The sequence below is a fragment of the uncultured Microbacterium sp. genome, from assembly GCF_963521645.1.
Taxonomy (GTDB): domain Bacteria; phylum Actinomycetota; class Actinomycetes; order Actinomycetales; family Microbacteriaceae; genus Microbacterium.
The window spans coordinates 1-18,686 of the sequence record NZ_CAUQVQ010000050.1; the positions used below are offsets into that span (position 1 = coordinate 1).

The 18,686-nt window shown below is 69.1% G+C and carries 16 protein-coding genes, 1 tRNA gene and 1 pseudogene; 13 read left to right on the forward strand and 5 right to left on the reverse strand.

Annotated features, from left to right (window positions below; translation table 11 throughout):
- The 9 genes and pseudogenes from RWO82_RS10990 to RWO82_RS11030 all read left to right on the forward strand — a co-directional run.
- Positions 1–300 (forward strand): annotated as a pseudogene (locus tag RWO82_RS10990) (DNA polymerase III subunit gamma and tau); the annotation flags it as partial.
- Entirely contained in the window at positions 300–893 is a 594-nt protein-coding gene (gene recR / locus RWO82_RS10995; RefSeq protein WP_314426819.1) for a recombination mediator RecR, read from the forward strand. The pseudogene RWO82_RS10990 and the gene recR, both read left to right, overlap by 1 nt.
- Positions 890–1,828 (forward strand): DMT family transporter, encoded by a 939-nt coding sequence (locus RWO82_RS11000; RefSeq protein ID WP_314426821.1) that lies wholly within the window; start codon positions 890–892, stop codon positions 1,826–1,828. Before recR ends, RWO82_RS11000 begins: the two co-directional genes overlap by 4 nt.
- A 94-nt stretch (positions 1,829–1,922) precedes the next feature.
- A complete protein-coding gene (locus tag RWO82_RS11005; protein WP_314426824.1) occupies positions 1,923–3,212 on the forward strand; it encodes an aspartate kinase in 1,290 nt (429 codons plus the stop codon).
- Between the two features lie 141 nt (positions 3,213–3,353).
- Complete coding sequence (locus RWO82_RS11010; protein ID WP_314426826.1) at positions 3,354–4,418, forward strand: aspartate-semialdehyde dehydrogenase; 1,065 nt, start codon at positions 3,354–3,356, stop codon at positions 4,416–4,418.
- 98 nt (positions 4,419–4,516) lie between these two features.
- On the forward strand, positions 4,517–5,986 hold the full coding sequence (locus tag RWO82_RS11015) for a malate:quinone oxidoreductase (RefSeq protein WP_314426828.1): 1,470 nt from the start codon (positions 4,517–4,519) through the stop codon (positions 5,984–5,986).
- 7 nt (positions 5,987–5,993) lie between these two features.
- Complete coding sequence (locus RWO82_RS11020) at positions 5,994–6,605, forward strand: thymidine kinase (protein WP_314426830.1); 612 nt, start codon at positions 5,994–5,996, stop codon at positions 6,603–6,605.
- Between the two features lie 178 nt (positions 6,606–6,783).
- Positions 6,784–7,524: an FCD domain-containing protein gene (locus RWO82_RS11025; RefSeq protein WP_314426832.1), complete on the forward strand. Its 741-nt coding sequence runs from the start codon at positions 6,784–6,786 to the stop codon at positions 7,522–7,524.
- 10 nt (positions 7,525–7,534) lie between these two features.
- Complete coding sequence (locus tag RWO82_RS11030) at positions 7,535–8,794, forward strand: alpha-hydroxy acid oxidase (RefSeq protein WP_314426835.1); 1,260 nt, start codon at positions 7,535–7,537, stop codon at positions 8,792–8,794.
- Positions 8,795–8,865: 71 nt separating this feature from the next.
- Here RWO82_RS11030 and RWO82_RS11035 read toward each other — a convergent pair whose 3' ends face one another.
- From RWO82_RS11035 to RWO82_RS11050, 4 genes are all read right to left on the reverse strand, one after another.
- On the reverse strand, positions 8,866–9,621 hold the full coding sequence (locus RWO82_RS11035) for an HAD-IIB family hydrolase (protein ID WP_314426837.1): 756 nt from the start codon (positions 9,619–9,621) through the stop codon (positions 8,866–8,868).
- Between the two features lie 81 nt (positions 9,622–9,702).
- Positions 9,703–9,779, reverse strand: a tRNA-Pro gene (locus tag RWO82_RS11040).
- Between the two features lie 53 nt (positions 9,780–9,832).
- Complete coding sequence (locus RWO82_RS11045) at positions 9,833–10,768, reverse strand: metallophosphoesterase (protein ID WP_314426839.1); 936 nt, start codon at positions 10,766–10,768, stop codon at positions 9,833–9,835.
- A complete protein-coding gene (locus tag RWO82_RS11050; RefSeq protein WP_314426841.1) occupies positions 10,765–13,305 on the reverse strand; it encodes a transglycosylase domain-containing protein in 2,541 nt (846 codons plus the stop codon). The genes RWO82_RS11045 and RWO82_RS11050 overlap by 4 nt, the downstream gene beginning before the upstream one ends.
- A gap of 100 nt (positions 13,306–13,405) precedes the next feature.
- Here RWO82_RS11050 and RWO82_RS11055 point away from each other — a divergent pair, with 100 nt between their 5' ends.
- Entirely contained in the window at positions 13,406–13,630 is a 225-nt protein-coding gene (locus tag RWO82_RS11055; protein ID WP_194763760.1) for a hypothetical protein, read from the forward strand.
- Positions 13,627–14,085: a RidA family protein gene (locus RWO82_RS11060; RefSeq protein ID WP_314426846.1), complete on the forward strand. Its 459-nt coding sequence runs from the start codon at positions 13,627–13,629 to the stop codon at positions 14,083–14,085. The genes RWO82_RS11055 and RWO82_RS11060 overlap by 4 nt, the downstream gene beginning before the upstream one ends.
- A gap of 76 nt (positions 14,086–14,161) precedes the next feature.
- Here RWO82_RS11060 and acs read toward each other — a convergent pair whose 3' ends face one another.
- Entirely contained in the window at positions 14,162–16,129 is a 1,968-nt protein-coding gene (acs, locus tag RWO82_RS11065) for an acetate--CoA ligase (RefSeq protein ID WP_314426848.1), read from the reverse strand.
- A gap of 399 nt (positions 16,130–16,528) precedes the next feature.
- Here acs and RWO82_RS11070 point away from each other — a divergent pair, with 399 nt between their 5' ends.
- Together RWO82_RS11070 and RWO82_RS11075 are read left to right on the forward strand one after the other, a co-directional pair.
- A complete protein-coding gene (locus RWO82_RS11070; RefSeq protein WP_314426851.1) occupies positions 16,529–17,542 on the forward strand; it encodes a TadA family conjugal transfer-associated ATPase in 1,014 nt (337 codons plus the stop codon).
- The gene (locus tag RWO82_RS11075; RefSeq protein ID WP_314426853.1) at positions 17,539–18,432 is read left to right on the forward strand and encodes a type II secretion system F family protein; all 894 of its coding nucleotides are present in this window, start codon (positions 17,539–17,541) and stop codon (positions 18,430–18,432) included. Before RWO82_RS11070 ends, RWO82_RS11075 begins: the two co-directional genes overlap by 4 nt.
- Positions 18,433–18,686 lie beyond the last annotated feature (254 nt).

Below are 18,686 nucleotides of genomic sequence, written 5' to 3' on the forward strand. Positions count from 1 at the left end.
CCGCCCTACGATCCCGCGTACGAGCCGACCCCCGTGCGAGGATCCTCCGCTCAGGCGGCCCCGGCCCGGTCGCAATCGCCGTCGCCGTCCGCCCCGACAGGGCCCGGCCGAGCCCCCGCACCCGGTCGCTCCGCGTCCTCGGCGCCCCCGACCACGCATGCGGCGCCCGCCGCGCCGACCGTCACCGAGCGCACCCCTTCCGGCGGTGTGCAGCGCTATGGTGAGGCCGTGATCCGCCAGGTGCTCGGCGCCACATTCGTGCGCGAAGAGCCCTATGAGCCACCCACGAGGTTCTCCTGATGTACGACGGCATCGTCCAAGAACTGATCGACGAGTTCGGCCGCCTCCCGGGCATCGGGCCGAAGTCCGCTCAGCGCATCGCGTTCCACATCCTGCAGACGCCGACGTTCGACGTCGCGCGCCTCTCCGAGCTCCTGGTCGAGATCCGCGTGCGGGTGCGCTTCTGCGAGGTCTGCGGCAACGTGGCGGAGCAGGAGCGCTGCGCGATCTGCCGCGACCCGCGCCGCAACGCCACTCTGATCTGCGTGGTCGAAGACGCGAAAGACGTCGCGGCCATCGAGCGCACCCGTGAGTTCCGCGGTCTCTACCACGTGCTGGGCGGGGCGATCAGCCCCATCGCGGGCATCGGTCCCGACGACCTGCGCATCGCCCAGCTCATGACGCGTCTCGCCGACGGCACCGTGCAGGAGGTGATCCTGGCGACGAACCCCAATCTCGAGGGCGAGGCGACCGCGAGCTACCTCAGCCGCCTGCTCACGACCATGCAGATCACGGTGTCGCGGCTCGCGTCCGGCCTGCCGGTCGGCGGCGACCTCGAGTACGCCGACGAGGTCACGCTCGGGCGCGCATTCGAGGGCCGGCGCGTGCTGTGAGCGCGCAGGGCGGCTTCTCGCGACGCGGATGGCTGCTCTTCGGGGCGATGGCGCTGCTCTGGGGCGTGCCGTACCTCTTCATCAGCATCGCGGTCGAGTCGATCTCGCCACCCGCCATCGTGGCCGGCCGCACCCTGATCGCGGCCCTTCTGCTCCTCCCGTTCGCGATCCGCGGCGGTGCGCTCAGGGCGGCGTGGAAGCACTGGCCGTGGGTGCTCGCATTCGGGCTGGTCGAGATGGCGGGCCCGTTCGTGCTGCTCGGTCATGCGGAGATCACGCTGCCGTCGGGGATGACGGGTCTGCTCGTCGCGACCGTGCCCCTGTTCGCCGCGCTGATCGCTCTCGGCGGCGGAGACAGGGGAGTGCTTCGTCCGGCGCGGGCGGTCGGCCTGCTCGTCGGGTTCCTCGGCGTCGCGATCGTGGTCGCGGGTCCCGGGCTGTTCGGTGGAGAGATCGGTCTGCTCGCGGCGGGGGAGGTGCTGCTCGTGGCGGTCCTGTACGCGATCGCTCCGTTCATCGTCGCCCGCAAGCTCGCCGATGTGCCGTCACTGGGCACCATCACGCTGTCGCTGCTGATGATCGGCCTCCTCTACCTGCCTCTCGGCCTCCTCACGCAGCACCGGGTCCCCACGCTGCCGTCGATCGCCGCGCTGGTCGCACTCGCCGTCATCTGCACCGCGGTGGCGTTCCTGGCGTTCTTCGCCCTGATCCGCGAGGTCGGTCCCGTGCGCGCGCCCCTGTTCACCTACGTGAACCCGGTCGTCGCGATCGTCCTCGGGGCGATCGTGCTCGCCGAACCCCTCACCCCGGGGCTGCTGATCGGCTTCCCGCTGATCATCGCGGGGTGCTGGTTCGCCGCCACCGGCGGCCGCTTCCGGGCTCCTGCGACCGCGCCCGACGGACTCGCCGACTCGCCCGCGCCGCCGGCACTCTGACCCGCCGCCCGCCGCCGTCACATGCGAATCGGTGCATATGCGGCGATCGTAGAATGATCGTGGGCGGATCCGCCCGACATCCCAGGGAGTGAACGTGGCCCTCATCGTGCAGAAGTACGGCGGCTCGTCCGTCGCCGACGCAGAGAGCATCAAGCGCGTCGCCAAGCGCATCGTCGACACACGTCGTGCCGGGCACGACGTCGTCGTCGCCGTCAGCGCCATGGGCGACACGACCGACGAACTGCTCGACCTCGCGAACGAGGTCGCGCCGATCCCCGCGCCACGCGAGCTCGACATGCTGCTCTCGAGCGGGGAACGCATCTCGATGGCGCTGCTCGCGATGGCGATCCACTCGATGGGCTTCGAGGCCCGGTCGTTCACGGGCAGCCAGGCCGGCATGATCACGGACTCCCATCACGGGTCGGCGCGCATCGTCGATGTGACGCCCGTGCGTCTGCGCGAGGCGCTCGACGAGGGGGCGATCGTGATCGTCGCCGGCTTCCAGGGCTTCAATCGGGACACCCGCGACATCACCACACTCGGCCGTGGCGGCTCCGACACGACCGCCGTCGCCCTCGCCGCGGCGCTCAGCGCCGACGTGTGCGAGATCTACAGCGACGTCGACGGCATCTTCACGGCAGACCCCCGGGTCATCCCGAAGGCGCAGAAGCTCGACCACATCGGCAGCGAGGAGATGCTCGAGCTCGCCGCGAACGGCGCGAAGGTGCTCTACATCCGCGCCGTCGAGTACGCACGACGCCACGGCGTCCTGATCCACGCCCGGTCGACGTTCTCGTCGTCCGAGGGCACTTACGTTCTGGGCGAGGGCATGAAGAACCCTCGCGAAGCCGAGGGAGCAGAAGCCATGGAAGAACCGATCGTCGCCGGTGTCGCCACCGATTTCGGCCAGGCCAAGATCACGGTCGCCGGAGTGCCCGACGTCCCGGGCAAGGCCGCGGAGATCTTCAAGATCGTCGCCAAGTCGGGGGCGAACGTCGACATGATCGTGCAGAACGTGTCGGCGGCGTCGACCGGACGCACCGACATCTCGTTCACGGTCCCGAAGGCCGACGCCGCCGCAGCCCTCAAGGCGCTCGCGGGGGAGCAGACCGAGGTCGGGTTCGAGAACCTCGTCCACGACGACCAGATCGGCAAGCTCTCGGTGGTCGGTGCCGGCATGCGCACGCACTCCGGCGTCTCCGCGATCCTCTTCGAGGCGCTGTCCGCCGGCGGCATCAACATCGAGATGATCTCGACGTCGGAGATCCGCATCTCGGTCGTGCTGCGCGACAACGACCTCGCCGAGGCGGCGCGCACCGTGCACGCCGCGTACGGGCTCGACGGCGAGAACGAGGCGACGGTCCACGCAGGCACCGGCCGCTGACACCGGTCGAGCGCGGGCGGCGATCACCGGCGGCCGCGATAGACTCGCCCAAACCCTGACATCGGCGCCAGGCGCGGCATCCGCATCCCGACGCCGCGCCCGAAGCCTCTCTTGCTGCACCGCACGACGCCAAGGAACCTCATGACCCGCATCTCCGACTCAGGACTCTCCGTCGCCATCGTGGGCGCCACCGGCCAGGTGGGCACCGTGATGCGCGAGATCCTCGCCGAACGATCCTTCCCCATCCGCGAGCTGCGCCTGTTCTCGTCCTCGCGCTCCGCCGGCACGGCGATCGAGTTCGGCGGCGAGACCGTGATCGTCGAAGACGTCGAGACCGCGGATGCCGGCGGCATCGACATCGCCCTCTTCTCGGCCGGAGCGACCGCGAGCCGCGCCTACGCCCCGCGCTTCGCCGAGGCCGGAGCCGTCGTCGTCGACAACTCCAGCGCCTGGCGCAACGACCCCGAGGTTCCGCTCGTGGTCAGCGAGGTCAACCCGCACGCGATCGACGACCGCCCGCGCGGCATCATCGCGAACCCGAACTGCACGACCATGGCGGCGATGCCGGTGCTGAAGGCGCTCGACGCCGAGGCCGGCCTCGAACGCCTCATCGTGTCGACCTACCAGGCCGTGTCGGGCTCGGGTCTGGCCGGCGCGCAGGAGCTGCTCGGTCAGGTCGAGGGCGTGCTCGCGCAGGGCGACACGCTGCGTCTCGTGCACGACGGCTCGTCGATCGACTTCCCGGAGCCCGAGAAGTACGTCGCGCCCATCGCATTCGATGTCATCCCGTTCGCGGGCAACCTCGTCGACGACGGTCAGAACGAGACCGACGAGGAGAAGAAGCTCCGCAACGAGAGCCGCAAGATCCTCGAGCTCCCCGATCTCCGTGTCGCCGGCACCTGCGTGCGTGTGCCGGTCTTCACCGGCCACTCGCTCTCGATCAACGTCGAGTTCGCCCGCGACATCACGCCGCAGCGTGCCGCCGAGGTGCTGAGCAGCGCTCCCGGTGTGGTCCTCGACGAGGTGCCGACGCCCCTGCAGGCCGCAGGCAAGGACCCGAGCTTCGTGGGTCGCATCCGCGCCGACCAGTCCGCGCCCGACAACAAGGGTCTCGTGCTGTTCATCAGCAACGACAACCTGCGCAAGGGCGCGGCGCTGAACGCGGTGCAGATCGCGGAGATCCTCGCCGAGCGTCTGGCGTCGTAGCGCGCGATAGCCTGCGCGCATCCCGGTCATGCGGAACCGGTCTGACCGGACCGGTCCGCGTGGTCGGTCGCCCCGTGACCTCGAACTAGACTATTCCGGTGACCGAAAACGTCGATGTCGTCTTGATCGGTGGTGGCATCATGAGCGCCACCCTGGGTACTCTGCTGCACGAGCTGCAGCCGGATTGGAAGATCGTCGCGTTCGAGCGACTCTCCGATGTGGCGCAGGAGTCGTCGAACCCCTGGAACAACGCGGGAACGGGCCACGCGGCACTTTGCGAGCTGAACTACATGCCGCAGCAGAAGGGCGCACCTCTCGACCCCGCCAAGGCCGTGTCGATCAACGAGCAGTTCCAGCAGAGCCGTCAGTTCTGGTCTTCGCTGGTCGAACGAGGAGTGCTGGACGAGCCCTCCACGTTCATCAACGCCACGCCGCACATGACGTTCGTCCGCGGTGAGAAGGACGTCGCGTACCTCAAGGACCGCTACGAGGTGCTCAAGAAGCAGCCTCTGTTCGACGGCATCGAGTACAGCGAGGACTCCCGCGTCATCAACAAGTGGGCGCCGCTCCTGATGCAGCAGCGCCGCAAGGGCGAGCCTTTCGCGGCGACCCGCGTGCCGGCGGGGACCGACGTCGACTTCGGCGCACTGACGCACCAGCTCTTCGACCACCTCACCCGGTCGGGCGTCTCGTTGCGCACGAACCACGAGGTGCGCTCGCTGAAGAAGCAGAAGGACGGCTGGCTGGTCAAGTACCGCACCACGATCGGCCGCACCCCGAACGAGATCAAGGCGCGGTTCGTGTTCGTCGGCGCGGGCGGCTGGGCTCTCAAGCTGCTGCAGCGCTCCGGCATCCCCGAGATCAAGGGCTACGGCGTCTTCCCGATCGGCGGGCAGTTCCTCAAGACCTCGAACCCGAAGATCGTCGCGCAGCACAAGGCCAAGGTCTATTCGCAGGCGTCGGTCGGCGCGCCCCCCATGTCGGTGCCGCACCTCGACACGCGTGTGGTCGACGGCGAGGCCTCGCTCATGTTCGGCCCGTTCGCGACCTTCAGCCCCAAGTTCCTCAAGAACGGCTCGATGCTCGACATCGTGTCGCAGGTGAGCACGCACAACCTGTGGCCGATGCTGCGCGTGGCGTTCGCGAACCCCGACCTCATCACCTATCTGGTCGGCGAGCTGCTGAAGAACCACGCCAAGAAGGTCGACAGCCTGCGAACGTTCATGCCCACCGCGAAGGATGAGGACTGGACGCTGATCAACGCCGGTCAGCGCGCCCAGGTCATGAAGAAGGACCCCAAGAAGGGCGGCATCCTGCAGTTCGGCACCGAGGTCGTGGCAGCGTCCGACGGGTCTGTCGCCGGTCTGCTCGGAGCCTCTCCGGGAGCATCCACGGCAGTGCCCATCATGCTCGACCTGCTCAAGAAGTGCTTCCCCGAGCAGTACCCCGGGTGGGAGCCCGAGCTGCGTGAGCTGATCCCGACCTTCGGCACGACGCTCAACACGGATGCGGCGCTGGCCCAGAAGTCCACCGCCGCCACGGCCGCCGCGCTGGGCATCGACGAGTAACGCGCCGGTGGCGAAGCTCTACTTCCGCTACGGAGCGATGAACTCCGGCAAATCGACGTCGCTGCTGCAGGCCGCGTACAACTACGAGGAGCGCGGCCAGAAGGTGCTGCTGGCGAAGCCGGCGATCGACACGAAGGGTGCATCGCAGATCGACAGCAGGCTCGGCATGACCCGAGACGTCGACTTCCTCATCGGCGCGGATGACGATGCGCGGGCGCTGTTCTCTGCGCACAGCCGTGACGCGGACATCGCATGCCTCCTCATCGACGAGGCCCAGTTCCTGACGGCCGCGCAGGTCGACGATCTTTTCCGGATCGCGATCGACGACGGCATCCCGGTGCTGGCCTACGGCATCCGCAACGACTTCCTCACCCACGCCTTCCCGGGTTCCGCACGGCTGCTCGCGATCGCGCACTCCCTCGAGGAGCTCAAGACCATCTGCCGCTGCGGGCGCAAGGCCGTGTTCAACGGCCGGGTCATCGGTGGCCGCTTCGTGTTCGACGGCGATCAGGTCGCGATCGACGAGGGCGCCGACGGCTCCGCGACTCCCGAACTCACGACCTACGAATCGCTGTGCGGCGCCTGCTATCTGCAGGAGTCGGGCGGACGCCTGGGCTAGACCCGGGTCTCGTTCCGGGCTTTTGAGCACTCCGCCGGCCGGTCGCCCGCGGGGTGCGTCGTCGTGCGCGCTTTGCGTGGTCTGACCACACGCGCTACTGTGGTCAGACCACAGAGGAGTCCTGCGCCGCGGTCCTCTCGACACGCGGCGTCGGCTCCCATCACGACGAGGAGAGCGGATGCCTGAGCACCCCACACGCGCCTGGCGCCTCGTCCTCGAGCACATCGAACGCGATCTGCTGGACGGACGCATCGGCCCGGGGGACAGGATCCCCTCCGAACGCGATCTGGCCGCAGGACTCGGCGTCGGGCGATCCAGTGTGCGCGAGGCGCTGCGAGTGCTCGAGGTGATGGGACTGATCCGCACATCCACCGGTTCCGGGCCGCAGTCGGGAGCGATCGTGATCTCGACGCCGACCGGTGGCATGTCCACCCTGCTGCGGCTCCAGGTGGCTGCGCGGGGATTCCCGCTCGAAGACGTCGTGCAGACCCGTCTCCTGCTCGAGGATGCGGTCGTCGCCGCGCTCGCCGACAGGGCGGAGCGAGACCTCACCGCCGCGCACCGTGTGCTCGATGCGATGGATGTCGAGGGGCTGACCCCTGCGGAGTTCCTCGCCCTCGACGCCGAGCTGCATCTGGCTCTCGCCGACTCGAGTGGCAACACCGTGGTCGCGGCGATCATGGCGGGTCTGCGCACGGCGATCGAGTCATATGTGCAGGAGCGGGCCGCGGCCGTCGCCGATTGGGACGACATGGCGCACGGCCTGCGCGCCGAGCACCGCGCGATCGTCGCTGCGATCGACGCGGGTGACGCCGATGCGGCGCGCGATCTCGTGCGCGCGCACATCACCGGATACTACGAGCGCACCGGGTCGCTGAGCGTGGCTCCGAGACCCGATTCCCCACGAACGACCCCCTGAAAGGACAGAGATGGTCCAGCGACAGCTCCCCAACCCGGCAGAGCTCCTCGAGCTCATGAAGTTCAAGAAGCCGCAGCTCGACGGCAAGAAGCGACGCCTCGACGGGGCATTGACGATCGGCGACCTGCGCAGGATCGCCCAGCGCCGCACCCCCAAGGCGGCATTCGACTACACCGACGGCGCCGCCGAGGGCGAGCTGTCGCTCACGCGGGCGCGCCAGGCCTTCCAGGACGTCGAGTTCCACCCCGGCATCCTCCGGCCCGCGCCCGACGTCGACACCTCGGTCGAGATCCTCGACGGGCCCTCGGCTCTGCCGTTCGGCATCGCCCCCACCGGCTTCACCCGCCTCATGCAGACCGAGGGAGAGGTCGCGGGAGCGGGGGCCGCGGCCGCCGCCGGCATCCCGTTCACCCTGTCGACCCTGGGCACGACGTCGATCGAGGGCGTCAAGGCCGCGAATCCGCACGGGCGCAACTGGTTCCAGCTGTATGTCATGCGCGACCGCGAGATCTCGTACGAGCTCACCCGCCGAGCCGCCGCCGCGGGCTTCGACACCCTGCAGTTCACGGTCGACACGCCCGTCGCAGGAGCGCGCCTGCGCGACAAGCGCAACGGCTTCAGCATCCCGCCGCAGCTCACGCTCGGAACGATCGTCAACGCGATCCCCCGTCCATGGTGGTGGTACGACTTCCTCACGACCCCGAAGCTGGAGTTCGCCTCGCTGAGCACCACCGGCGGCACGGTGGGAGAACTGCTCGACGCCGCGATGGACCCGACCATCAGCTACGACGACCTCGCAGTGATCCGCGACATCTGGCCCGGCAAGATCGTGATCAAGGGCGTGCAGAACGTCGAGGACTCGGTGCGGCTGCGCGACGCCGGCGTCGACGGCATCGTGCTGTCGAACCACGGCGGGCGCCAGCTCGACCGCGCGCCGATCCCGTTCCACCTGCTGCCCGAGGTGCGCAAGGCCGTCGGCGACGACTTCACGGTCATGATCGACACGGGCATCATGAACGGAGCCGACATCGTCGCCGCCGTGGCGCTGGGTGCCGACTTCACCCTCATCGGGCGCGCGTATCTCTACGGGCTGATGGCGGGAGGGCGCGCGGGCGTCGACCGTACGATCGAGATCCTCCGCACCGAGATCGAGCGCACCATGCGTCTGCTCGGCGTCGCGTCGCTCGCCGAGCTCGAGCCGTCGCACGTGACGCAGCTCACGCGTCTCGTGCCGGTCGCCCGGAGGGCGTCCGACGTCGTCACGAGCTGAGACGCACCCGAGTCGCGCTCACGCCGTCCCGGACCCGTCGCTGGGCCTGGGCCTGCGTCGGGGTCGGGGGGTCAGAGCGTCTTGAGCAGCTCGTCGAGCTTGTCGGCGGTGTCTTCCCAGCCGTCGACGGCGACCGAGGGGACGCCGATCGCGCGGACGGGGTAGTCATTGCCGCCCTCGTCGAGGCGGTCGCCGTAGAAGAGCATCGAGCCGAGCGGGATGCCGGTGCGCTCTGCGAGCTGCCGCATGCCGTACGCCTTGTCGATCCCCGCGCGCGTGATGTCGATCGACGTCGAGCCGCCCGAGCGGACCTCGAGGCCGGGCAGACGTGCAGCCACCGCATCGCGCAGAGCCTCCCGCTTCGAGCCCGTCGGGTCCCACTCGTGCTTCGCGTCACGGGGAGCCTTCTGGCCCAGAGCCGAGAACGTGATCTGCGACCCGCGGTCCTCGAGGATCTCGCCCCACGGCTCGGCTTCCCACAGGCCCAGGCGCTCGGCCTCCTCGCGCAGCGCGCCGAGCGCTGCGGACTTCTCCTCGGCGCTCAGATCGTGCGCGTAGAGCGGCGTGAAATCGCTGCCGTCGTGGCGCAGGTAGCGCGTGCCGCACGTCGGCAGCAGATGCAGGCGGGCGACGGCCGAGGCATCCGCATCCGTCAGCTGGGCGATGACCTGCGAGCGGAACTGCGCCTCGTTGCCGCCCGAGATGATCGCGACGTCGACGGTGCGCAGCAGTGCGAGCAGCTGCGCGGCGATCCGGGGGCTGATGGCGCCCTTCGAGGGAGCGAGCGTGTCATCGAGGTCGAAGGCGACGAGGGCAGGCGTGGTCATGATCTTCCCAAGATACGGGGCGGCCGCCGATGCAGACGCCGGTACAGAGAAGGCCGCCCGTGAGGGCGGCCTTCGTGTCACTGGTCGGGGTGACAGGATTTGAACCTGCGACCTCTTCGTCCCGAACGAAGCGCGCTACCAAGCTGCGCCACACCCCGTTTTGCAACCCTCCGAGTCTACAAGAGACCAGGGGCAAACGGCGAATCGGCGGTCAGTCCCGCGCCGTCAGGGTGAGCAGCGTCGCCTCGGGGCGGCACGCGAAGCGCACCGGAGCATAGATCGAGTGTCCGCAGCCGGCGCTGACGTTGAGCGGCACCGTGCGGCCGCCGTGCGTCCACGTGCTGAGGCCCTTCGCCTGCTTCAGGGGGATGTCGCAGTTGGCGACCAGGGCGCCGTAGCCCGGCAGGCAGACCTGGCCGCCGTGGGTGTGGCCGCCGAAGATCGCCTCCGCGCCCAGATCGATGAAGCCGTCGAGCACCCGCCGGTACGGGGCGTGGGTCACGCCGAGCACCGAGGTGCCGGCGTCTCGCCGTCCGAGTCGGTCGATCGCGGCGGGGAGGTCTTCCAGACGGTCCCAGTCGCGGTGCGCATCGCTGACGCCGAAGAGATCGACCTGGTTGCCGGCGACGGTGAGGCGGGCCGCGGTGTTGTTCAGCGTCGACCAGCCCAGCTCGGTGCTGAAGTACGCGTCCATCGCTGCGGTGTCGAGAGTGGATGCCTTCTGGTGCTTCGAAGACGGCCCCATGAAGTACCGGAAAGGATTGCGCGGGGAGGGGGCGGTCACATCGTTCGACCCGTGCACGAAGACGCCCGGGATGCCGGCGAGCGGGTCGAATGCCCGGCGGATGCCGTCGAGGCCGTCGCGATGCCCGAGGTTGTCGCCCGTGTTGACGATCAGGTCGGGCTCCAGCTGGGCGAGCGACGCAAGCCAGTCCTGCTTGCGGTGCTGCCAGGGCGCCATGTGGGCGTCGGAGATGTGCAGCACCCGGATCGGAGACGAACCCGGGGCGAGTGCGGCCGCCGTGGCCTCGCGCACCGTGAACAGGTAGCGCTCGATGCCGATGCCCCACACGGCTGCGGCGGCACCAGCGGCCCCCACCGCGCCGAGCGCGATGAGGGCCGGGTGTGCTGACGTGCGGGCGGTCACTTGCAGGTGACCGTGATCGACGTGCTCTTGTTCGTCGCCGTGTTCGCCGCGGGGTCGGTGCTCGCGACCGTCGACCCCGGCGGGTTGCACGAGTTGTCGAACGAGATCGACGAGAAGCCTGCGCCGAACAGGGCGTTCTGCGCGTTCGACTTCGACTGGCCCGTGATGTCGGGCACGGTCACGGCCTGGCCGTTGCTCGGCGAGATCGTCACGGTGGCGCCGCTCGCCGCCTGACCGGCGGGGTCCTGCGCCATGACGACGTCACCCTCGGGCCCGTCGACGGGTGCGCCGACGACCACCTGGAAGCTCTTCTCACGCAGAGCCTGGGTCGCGGCGTCCACGGACATGCCGACCACGTTCGGGACGTCGGTCAGGATCTGCCGGCTGAGGTTGTTGTCCGGGGCCGGGAACGGTTCGCCGCCGTAGAGGTCGTTGGCTGCGCGCTGCATGGTCCTGGCGAGCGTGTACCGCATCGCATTCAGGTCGGTGCCGCCCCAGCTCTGGCGAAGGATGCTGGCGGTGCCCTCGGAACGGCCGACCCACACCGAGGTGGTGACGTTGGTGCTCGACTCGATCATCATGGTTCCCCACGACTCGTGGGTACCGGTCTTGCCGATCAGCGGAGTGCCGTCGTTGGTGTTGGCGCGGTTACCCGTTCCGCCACCGTTCATCACTCCCTGAAGCGCGAAGGCGGCGGTCGCGGCCACCTCGGGCGTGATCACCTCGGAGCAGTCCTGCTCGGGGATGGGCAGCTCCTTGCCCTCGGCGTCGACCACCCGGTCGATCGCGCGCGGCGCGCAGTAGACGCCCTTGTTGGCGACGGTCGCGTACGCACCCGCCATCGCGAGCGGCGAGATGTACTTCGGCCCGAGGATGTCGTACGGTGCGGGCGGGTCGTCCGTGGTCTTGCCACCGTTCGAGAGCGTGACACCCATCCGGTCGGCGACCGCGTTGATCTCGCAGAGGTCGAGCTTCTCGGCCATCGCGAGGTAGCCGCTGTTGAGCGAGTCGGCGGTGAACTTCAGGACGTTGCCCGTGTAGCCGCCCTGGTTGCCGAAGTTCTGGATCTTGGTGCGGTTCGTCAGCGTCTCGTCGCCGCAGCGGAACTTCGTGAACACGCGGTTGTTCGCGTTCAGGGTCTCGCGCACCGAGTGCCCGTTCTCGAGCCAGTCGATCAGCGTGAAGAGCTTGTAGGTCGAGCCGACCGAGAAGCCGTTCGAGCCGCCGTGCGCCTTGTCGGTCGCGAACACGAGGGCGGTGTAGGCCTGATCGCCCTGGATCGTCTCGCTGAAGTTGGTGTTCTGCGTGATCGCGAGCACACGACCCGTCTGCGTCTCGAGCGAGACACCGGCCGCTCCGAAGAACTGGTTGTCGTAGTTCGCCGGCACGGTCTCGAGCATCTCCGCCGCGGCCGCGTTCTGGATGTCGATGTTCATGGTCGAGTAGATCTTGAGACCGCCCTGACGCAGCAGGTCGCGACGGTCCTCCTCGGTCTCGCCGAAGGCCGGGTCGGTCAGCACGACCGACTTCACGTACTCGCAGAAGTACGCGCTGCGCGCGACGTTGACAGCAGAGGCGCAACCCTGGGTGGGCTGGCTGATCGCCGGTCCGATGGGGGAGGCGTTGGCCTCGTCGAACTGCTCCTGCGTGATCTTGCTGTTCGCGAGCATGCGCTCGAGCACATACGTGCGGCGATCGAGCGTCTCGGCGTAGCCGTCGGCCTCGCCGTTGTGCCCGACTCCGTCTTCATCCGTCCAGGTGCCCTGGGGCTGGTCGATGCGGTACTGGTTCGGGTTCTGCACCATGCCGGCGATCGTCGCGGCCTGAGCGAGCGTGAGGTTCGCCGCAGTCGTGGAGAAGTAGTAGTTGGCGGCCGACTCGATGCCGTAGACCGTGCCGCCGAAGTTCGCGATGTTCAGGTAGCCGAGGAGGATGTCGTTCTTCGAGTACTCCTTCTCGACCTGCAGCGCGAAGCGCATCTCCTGCAGCTTGCGCTCCACGCCCTTGGCGCCCTCGGCGTTGGTGGCATCGAGCCAGCACTGCTGCAGGTCGTCGGCGTAGGTGCCCGAGGCCGGGTCGGCCTCCTGCTCGCACTCCTGGATCAGCACGTTCTTCACGTACTGCTGCGTGATCGTCGATGCCCCGCGGTCATCCGTTCCGCGCAGGTTGTCGACGAGCGCCTTGGCTGTCGCGCCCACGTTCACGCCGCCGTGGCTGAAGTAGTCCTTGTCCTCGCTCGAGAGGATCGCGTCGAAGACGACGGGGTTGATCTGCTCGTAGGTCACCGGGATGCGGTTCTGCTCGTAGAACGACGCGAGCTCGACCTCGTTGCCGGCCGAATCGGTCGCGACGATGGTCGACTGCTCCATCGGCCGGTTGACCTGGAGATTGGCGGGAAGATCCTGGAAGATCGTCAGCGCCTGCGAGCCTGCGATACCGGTCATCGCGAGGACCGGGGTGACGCTGGCCGCGACGAGGAGTCCGGCGACAGCGCTCAGTCCGACGAGCCCGAGGACTCCACCGAGCGCACCACTCACCGTGCGATTCTTTTGGGGCATACGCTTGATCGTAGGGGAGTTCCCTGAATACAGCCTTTGACGCATCTGCGGGTCGCGGATGCCGCCAGACAGGAGTGCCATGACAACGTGGGAATACCTCACCACGCCGCTGCTCATCCACAACACCGCTGCGATCCTCAACAACTGGGGCAAGCAGGGCTGGGAGCTCGTCCAGGTCGTGCAGGGGCCTGAGGGCGGACTCGTCGCCTACTTCAAGCGCCCCGTGACGGCGGATGCCGCCGGCAACGCCGGGCTCGCCGCCGCGGCCCAGGCATCCCGCCAGTTCGAGGGAGGCGCCGAGTGAGCCTCTCCGCCCGTCTCGCCGAGCTCGGCATCGAGCTTCCGTCGGTCGCCGCGCCCGTCGCTGCCTACGTCCCCGCCGTCGTGCACGCGGGCCTCGTCTACACCTCGGGACAGCTGCCTTTCACCGACGGATCGCTGCCCGCCACGGGCAAGGTCGGGGCCGAGGTCTCAGCCGAAGACGCCAACGGCTATGCGCGCACCTGTGCGCTGAACGCGCTCGCGGCGGCTGCGGACGCCGCCGGGGGCGTCGACAACATCGCCGGAGTCCTGCGGGTCGGCGGCTTCGTGGCATCCGTGCCGGAGTTCACCGGACAGCCCGGCGTCATCAACGGCGCGAGCCTGGTGCTCGGCGAGATCTTCGGCGACGCAGGGCGTCACGCCCGCGCTGCGGTCGGCGTGCCGGTGCTGCCGCTGGACAGCCCGGTCGAGGTCGAAGTCACCTTCGTCCTCGCCTGAGCGGGCGTCGTACGAGAACGCCCCCTCCCGTGATCGGGAGGGGGCGTTCTGCATCCGGTCGTGCAGTGCGGGCGTTCTACTTCACCTGCGCCGAGATGATGCTCATGACCGCCGTGTCCGCCAGGGTCGTGGTGTCTCCGACCTCGCGTCCTTCGGCGACGTCGCGCAGCAGGCGGCGCATGATCTTGCCCGAGCGGGTCTTGGGGAGCTCGCCCACGATGTAGACGTCGCGAGGGCGGGCGATCGCGCCGATCTGCTCGCCGACCCACTGGCGAAGCTGCTGAGCGAGACCGGCCGGGGCGTGTGCCGACAGATAGCTCTCCTTGATGATGACGAACGCCACGACGGCCTGGCCGGTGGTCTCATCCGCAGCGCCGACGACCGCGGCCTCGGCGGTGGCCTCGTGTGCGACGAGGGACGACTCGATCTCGGCGGTCGACAGACGGTGTCCCGAGACGTTCATCACGTCGTCCACGCGTCCGAGCAGCCACAGGTCGCCGTCCGCGTCGAGGCGTGCGCCGTCGCCGGCGAAGTAGTAGCCCTGCTCCTCGAACTTCTCCCAGTACGTCTCCTTGTAGCGCTCGGGGTCGCCCCAGATGCCGCGGAGCATGCTCGGCCACGGCTCGGTGACCACCAAGAGGCCGCCGTTGCCGTTGCCCACCTCGACCCCGGACTCGTCGACCACGTCGATCGAGATGCCGGGGAGTGGAACCTGCGCCGAGCCGGGCTTGGTGGATGTCACTCCCGGCAGGGCGGAGACCATGATCGCGCCGGTCTCGGTCTGCCACCACGTGTCGACGATGGGGGTCTTTCCGGCGCCGATGACGTCGCGGTACCAGATCCACGCCTCGGGGTTGATGGGCTCGCCCACCGAGCCGAGCAGGCGCAGCGACGACAGGTCGAACTTCGCGGGGACGCTGCGGCCGATCTTCATGAACGAGCGGATCGCGGTCGGCGCCGTGTAGAAGATCGAGACCTTGTACTTCTCGATGATCTCCCACCAGCGGCCCGGGTGCGGGGCGTCTGGCGTCCCCTCGTAGATGACCTGGGTCGCGCCGTTCGCGAGCGGACCGTAGGCGACGTAGCTGTGTCCCGTGATCCACCCGATGTCAGCCGTGCACCAGTAGACGTCCGTCTCCGGGTGAAGGTCGAACACGTACTTGTGCGAGTACGCCGCCTGGGTGAGGTAACCGCCCGACGTGTGCAGGATGCCCTTGGGCTTCCCGGTCGTGCCGGAGGTGTACAGGATGAACAGCGGGTTCTCGGAAGGGAACGCCTGAGCGGTGTGCTCTGCCGACGCGTTCGGCACCGCCTCGTGCCACCAGATGTCGCGCTCGGAGTTCCACTCGACCTCGTTCTCGCCGCGACGGACCACCAGAACGTGCTCGACGGTCTGCTGCTCACCGTCGCCACGGTCGGCGAGAGCCTGATCGACTGCGGGCTTGAGTGCCGAGACCCGACCCTTGCGGTACCCGCCGTCGGCGGTGATCACGAGCTTCGCCCCTGCGTCGTCGATGCGCGAGCGCAGGCTGTCGGCGCTGAAGCCGCCGAACACGACGGAGTGGATCGCGCCGACGCGCGCGACGGCGAGCATCGAGGCGACGGCCTCGGGGACCATGGGCAGGTAGATCGCGACGCGGTCGCCGTGGCCGATGCCGAGGCCCTCGAGCACATTGGCGACCCGCTTGACCTCCTCGGTGAGCTCCGCGTAGGTGATCGTGCGGGAATCACCGGGCTCGCCCTCCCAGTGCAGGGCGACGCGGTCGCCGTTGCCGGCCTCGACATGGCGGTCCAGGCAGTTGTACGCGACGTTCAACTCGCCGTCGTCGAACCACTTCGCGAACGGGGGTGTCGACCAGTCGAGCACCTGTGTGAAGGGCTTGTGCCACTCGAGCAGCTCGCGAGACTGCTCGGCCCAGAACGCCTCGCGATCAGCCGCGGCGCTCTCGTACAGGGCGGGGGAGGAGATCGTCTGGGCGACGAAGTCGTCGGACGGCGGGAACTGGCGGGTCTCGTCGAGAAGATGATCGATCTGGCTGCTCATCGGCAGGCGCTCCTTTGCGGCATGGCAGGTCGTGCGGGCTGATCGTGTGGGTGGCGCGATCAGGTCAGGGTGAATCTAGCCTCGGCCGCGGACGTCGCCTACCGCCGAAAGTCGGTACCCGGGCGGGTTTTGTCAGGACGGTCGCCTTGCGTACACTCGACGTCAGCCGAATTCTCATTCCGGCCTTGGCGCGCCCGAATCCCCCGATAGGGCCCGCCGCGGGCGACATCTCATTCCCCCCGTGAGATGTCGCCCATCTCTGTGAGAGCGCTCCCGCCGGGCGGCATGTCCGCGAGCGCGTCTCTGCACCGGCGACCTCGTGAGGAGGTTGCCCACAGGGCGCGTGCCCGCAGGCTTCGAACGCCCCGATCGCGCACGGCGCGCGCCTAGCGTCGGGCCATGCCTGATTCCTTCGTCATCCGACCCCGAGCCACGCCCCTCGCCGCCGGCGACGCTCGTGAGACCCCCGTCGAGGAGTTCGCGATCGACCAGGCCTTCGGCCCCCTGCGGGAGTTCTGTGCCGATCCCCACGTCACAGACATCTTCGTGAACGGCTCCCGGGGGCTGTTCGTCGATCGCGGTCACGGCACCGAGGCGGTGCCGGGCTGGAGCGCATCCGAGCGCGAAGTGCGCGATCTCGCTGTCGCGCTCGTTGCTCTCGGCGGGCGTCACCTCGACGACCAGGCGCCCTGTGTCGACGTGCGACTCGACTCGGGCATCCGGGTGCACGCCGTGCTCGCGCCGGTGGCGACCGCCGGAACAGCGCTGTCGATCAGAGTGCCGCGAGTGCGCGCCGCCGATCTCGATGCGCTCGCCGCACTCGGCACGTTCGACGCGCGTCGCCAGAGCTGGCTGCTCGGACTCGTGCGCGATCGCGCGAACATCCTCATCACGGGCGGCACCGGCACGGGCAAGACGACGCTGCTCTCCGCCCTTCTCTCTGCGGCACCGGCCTCGGAGCGGATCGTCTCGATCGAGGACGTCGCGGAGCTCCGGCCCCGGCATCCGCATCATGTCGCTCTCGAAGCGCGGCAGTCGAACCTCGAGGGCGCCGGCGGCATCAGTCTGGCCCGACTCGTCCGGGAGTCGCTGCGCATGCGGCCGGATCGTCTGGTGGTGGGCGAATGCCGCGGCGAGGAGGTCCGCGAGCTGCTCACGGCACTCAACACGGGTCACGACGGAGGAGCGGGCACGCTGCACGCCAGCGGTCTGGGCGACGTCCCGGCGCGCATGGAAGCGCTGGGCGCCCTCGCCGGAATGGATTCCGCGGCGCTCGCGCGTCAGGTCGTCAGTGCGTTCACCGTCGTGCTGCACCTCGAACGCGCCCCCGACGGACGGCGGCGCATCTCGCAGGCAGGGGAGTTCGGACTGGACGGAGACCGTCTCACCATCGCCGAGGTGCAGCCGTGGTGAGGGCTCGACGGCGCGGACCCGTCGACGACGGTGCCGATGCGGCGACGTCCGTGCAGACGCTCGCCGTGCTGCTGCAGGCGGGGGCGGTGCCGCTGACGGCGTGGCGACATCTCAGCGACACAGGAGACCCGCACGCGGCAGCGGTCGTGCAGCGGGTCGCACGGGGAGTGCCGCTCGTCGCGGCGATCGAGTCGGAGGGGGGAGCGTGGCAGGATCTCGCTGCCGCGTGGGAGGTCGCGACGACGGTCGGCGCACCTCTGGCGGAGGTCCTGCGCATGATCGCCGAGACCCTGCGAGACTCGGCCTCAGCCGCCGACGACGTGCGCATCGCGCTCGCCGAGCCCGCCGGGACGGCGCGCCTGCTGCTGTGGATGCCTCTCGCCGGACTGCTGCTCGGTCTCGCGCTCGGATTCGACACCGTCACGGTCGTGACAGGCACCCCGATCGGCGCAGTCTGCGCGGGGACGGGGCTGCTGCTGGTCGCCGCGGCCAGGCTGTGGACGAACAGGCTGCTGCGTCGCGCGCAACCGGAGCCCGGCACTCCCGGCATGCGCGCCGAGCTCATGGCCGTGGCGCTGTCGGGCGGCGCCTCGGTCGATCGGGCGCTGCGCCTGGTCGAGGAGAGCTCCGCGTCACGGCACGGCGATGAGACGCGCATCCGCTCCGTGCTCGACCTCTCCCGCGCCGCGGGTGTACCGGCTGCTGAGCTGCTCCGGGCGTCGGCCGCGCAGGACAGGCATCGATCCCGCATACAGGGACGCCTGCGGGCGGCGAAGCTGTCGACCCGACTGCTTCTGCCGCTGGGCGTCTGCACCCTCCCCGCATTCCTGCTGCTCGGCGTGGCCCCGCTTCTGTTGAGCGTGATGGCGTCGACGCCGCTGCCGTTGTGAGCGTCATCGGCTGGGCATGACCGGCAGGGAACATCATCGACCACCCGGATGCCCGCGCATCCATACAGAGAAAGAGGAACACCATGAACACGAGCCGCGACAGGCACGACGCATCCGCCACACACTCGGGAGGTGTGCGTCGTGCGCGCAGCAGGGCGGATGCGATCCCGCCCCTGACCCGTCGCCGTGCAGCCACGCTCTTCGGAGACGACACCGGAGCGGCGACGGCCGAGTACGCGATCACCACCATGGCC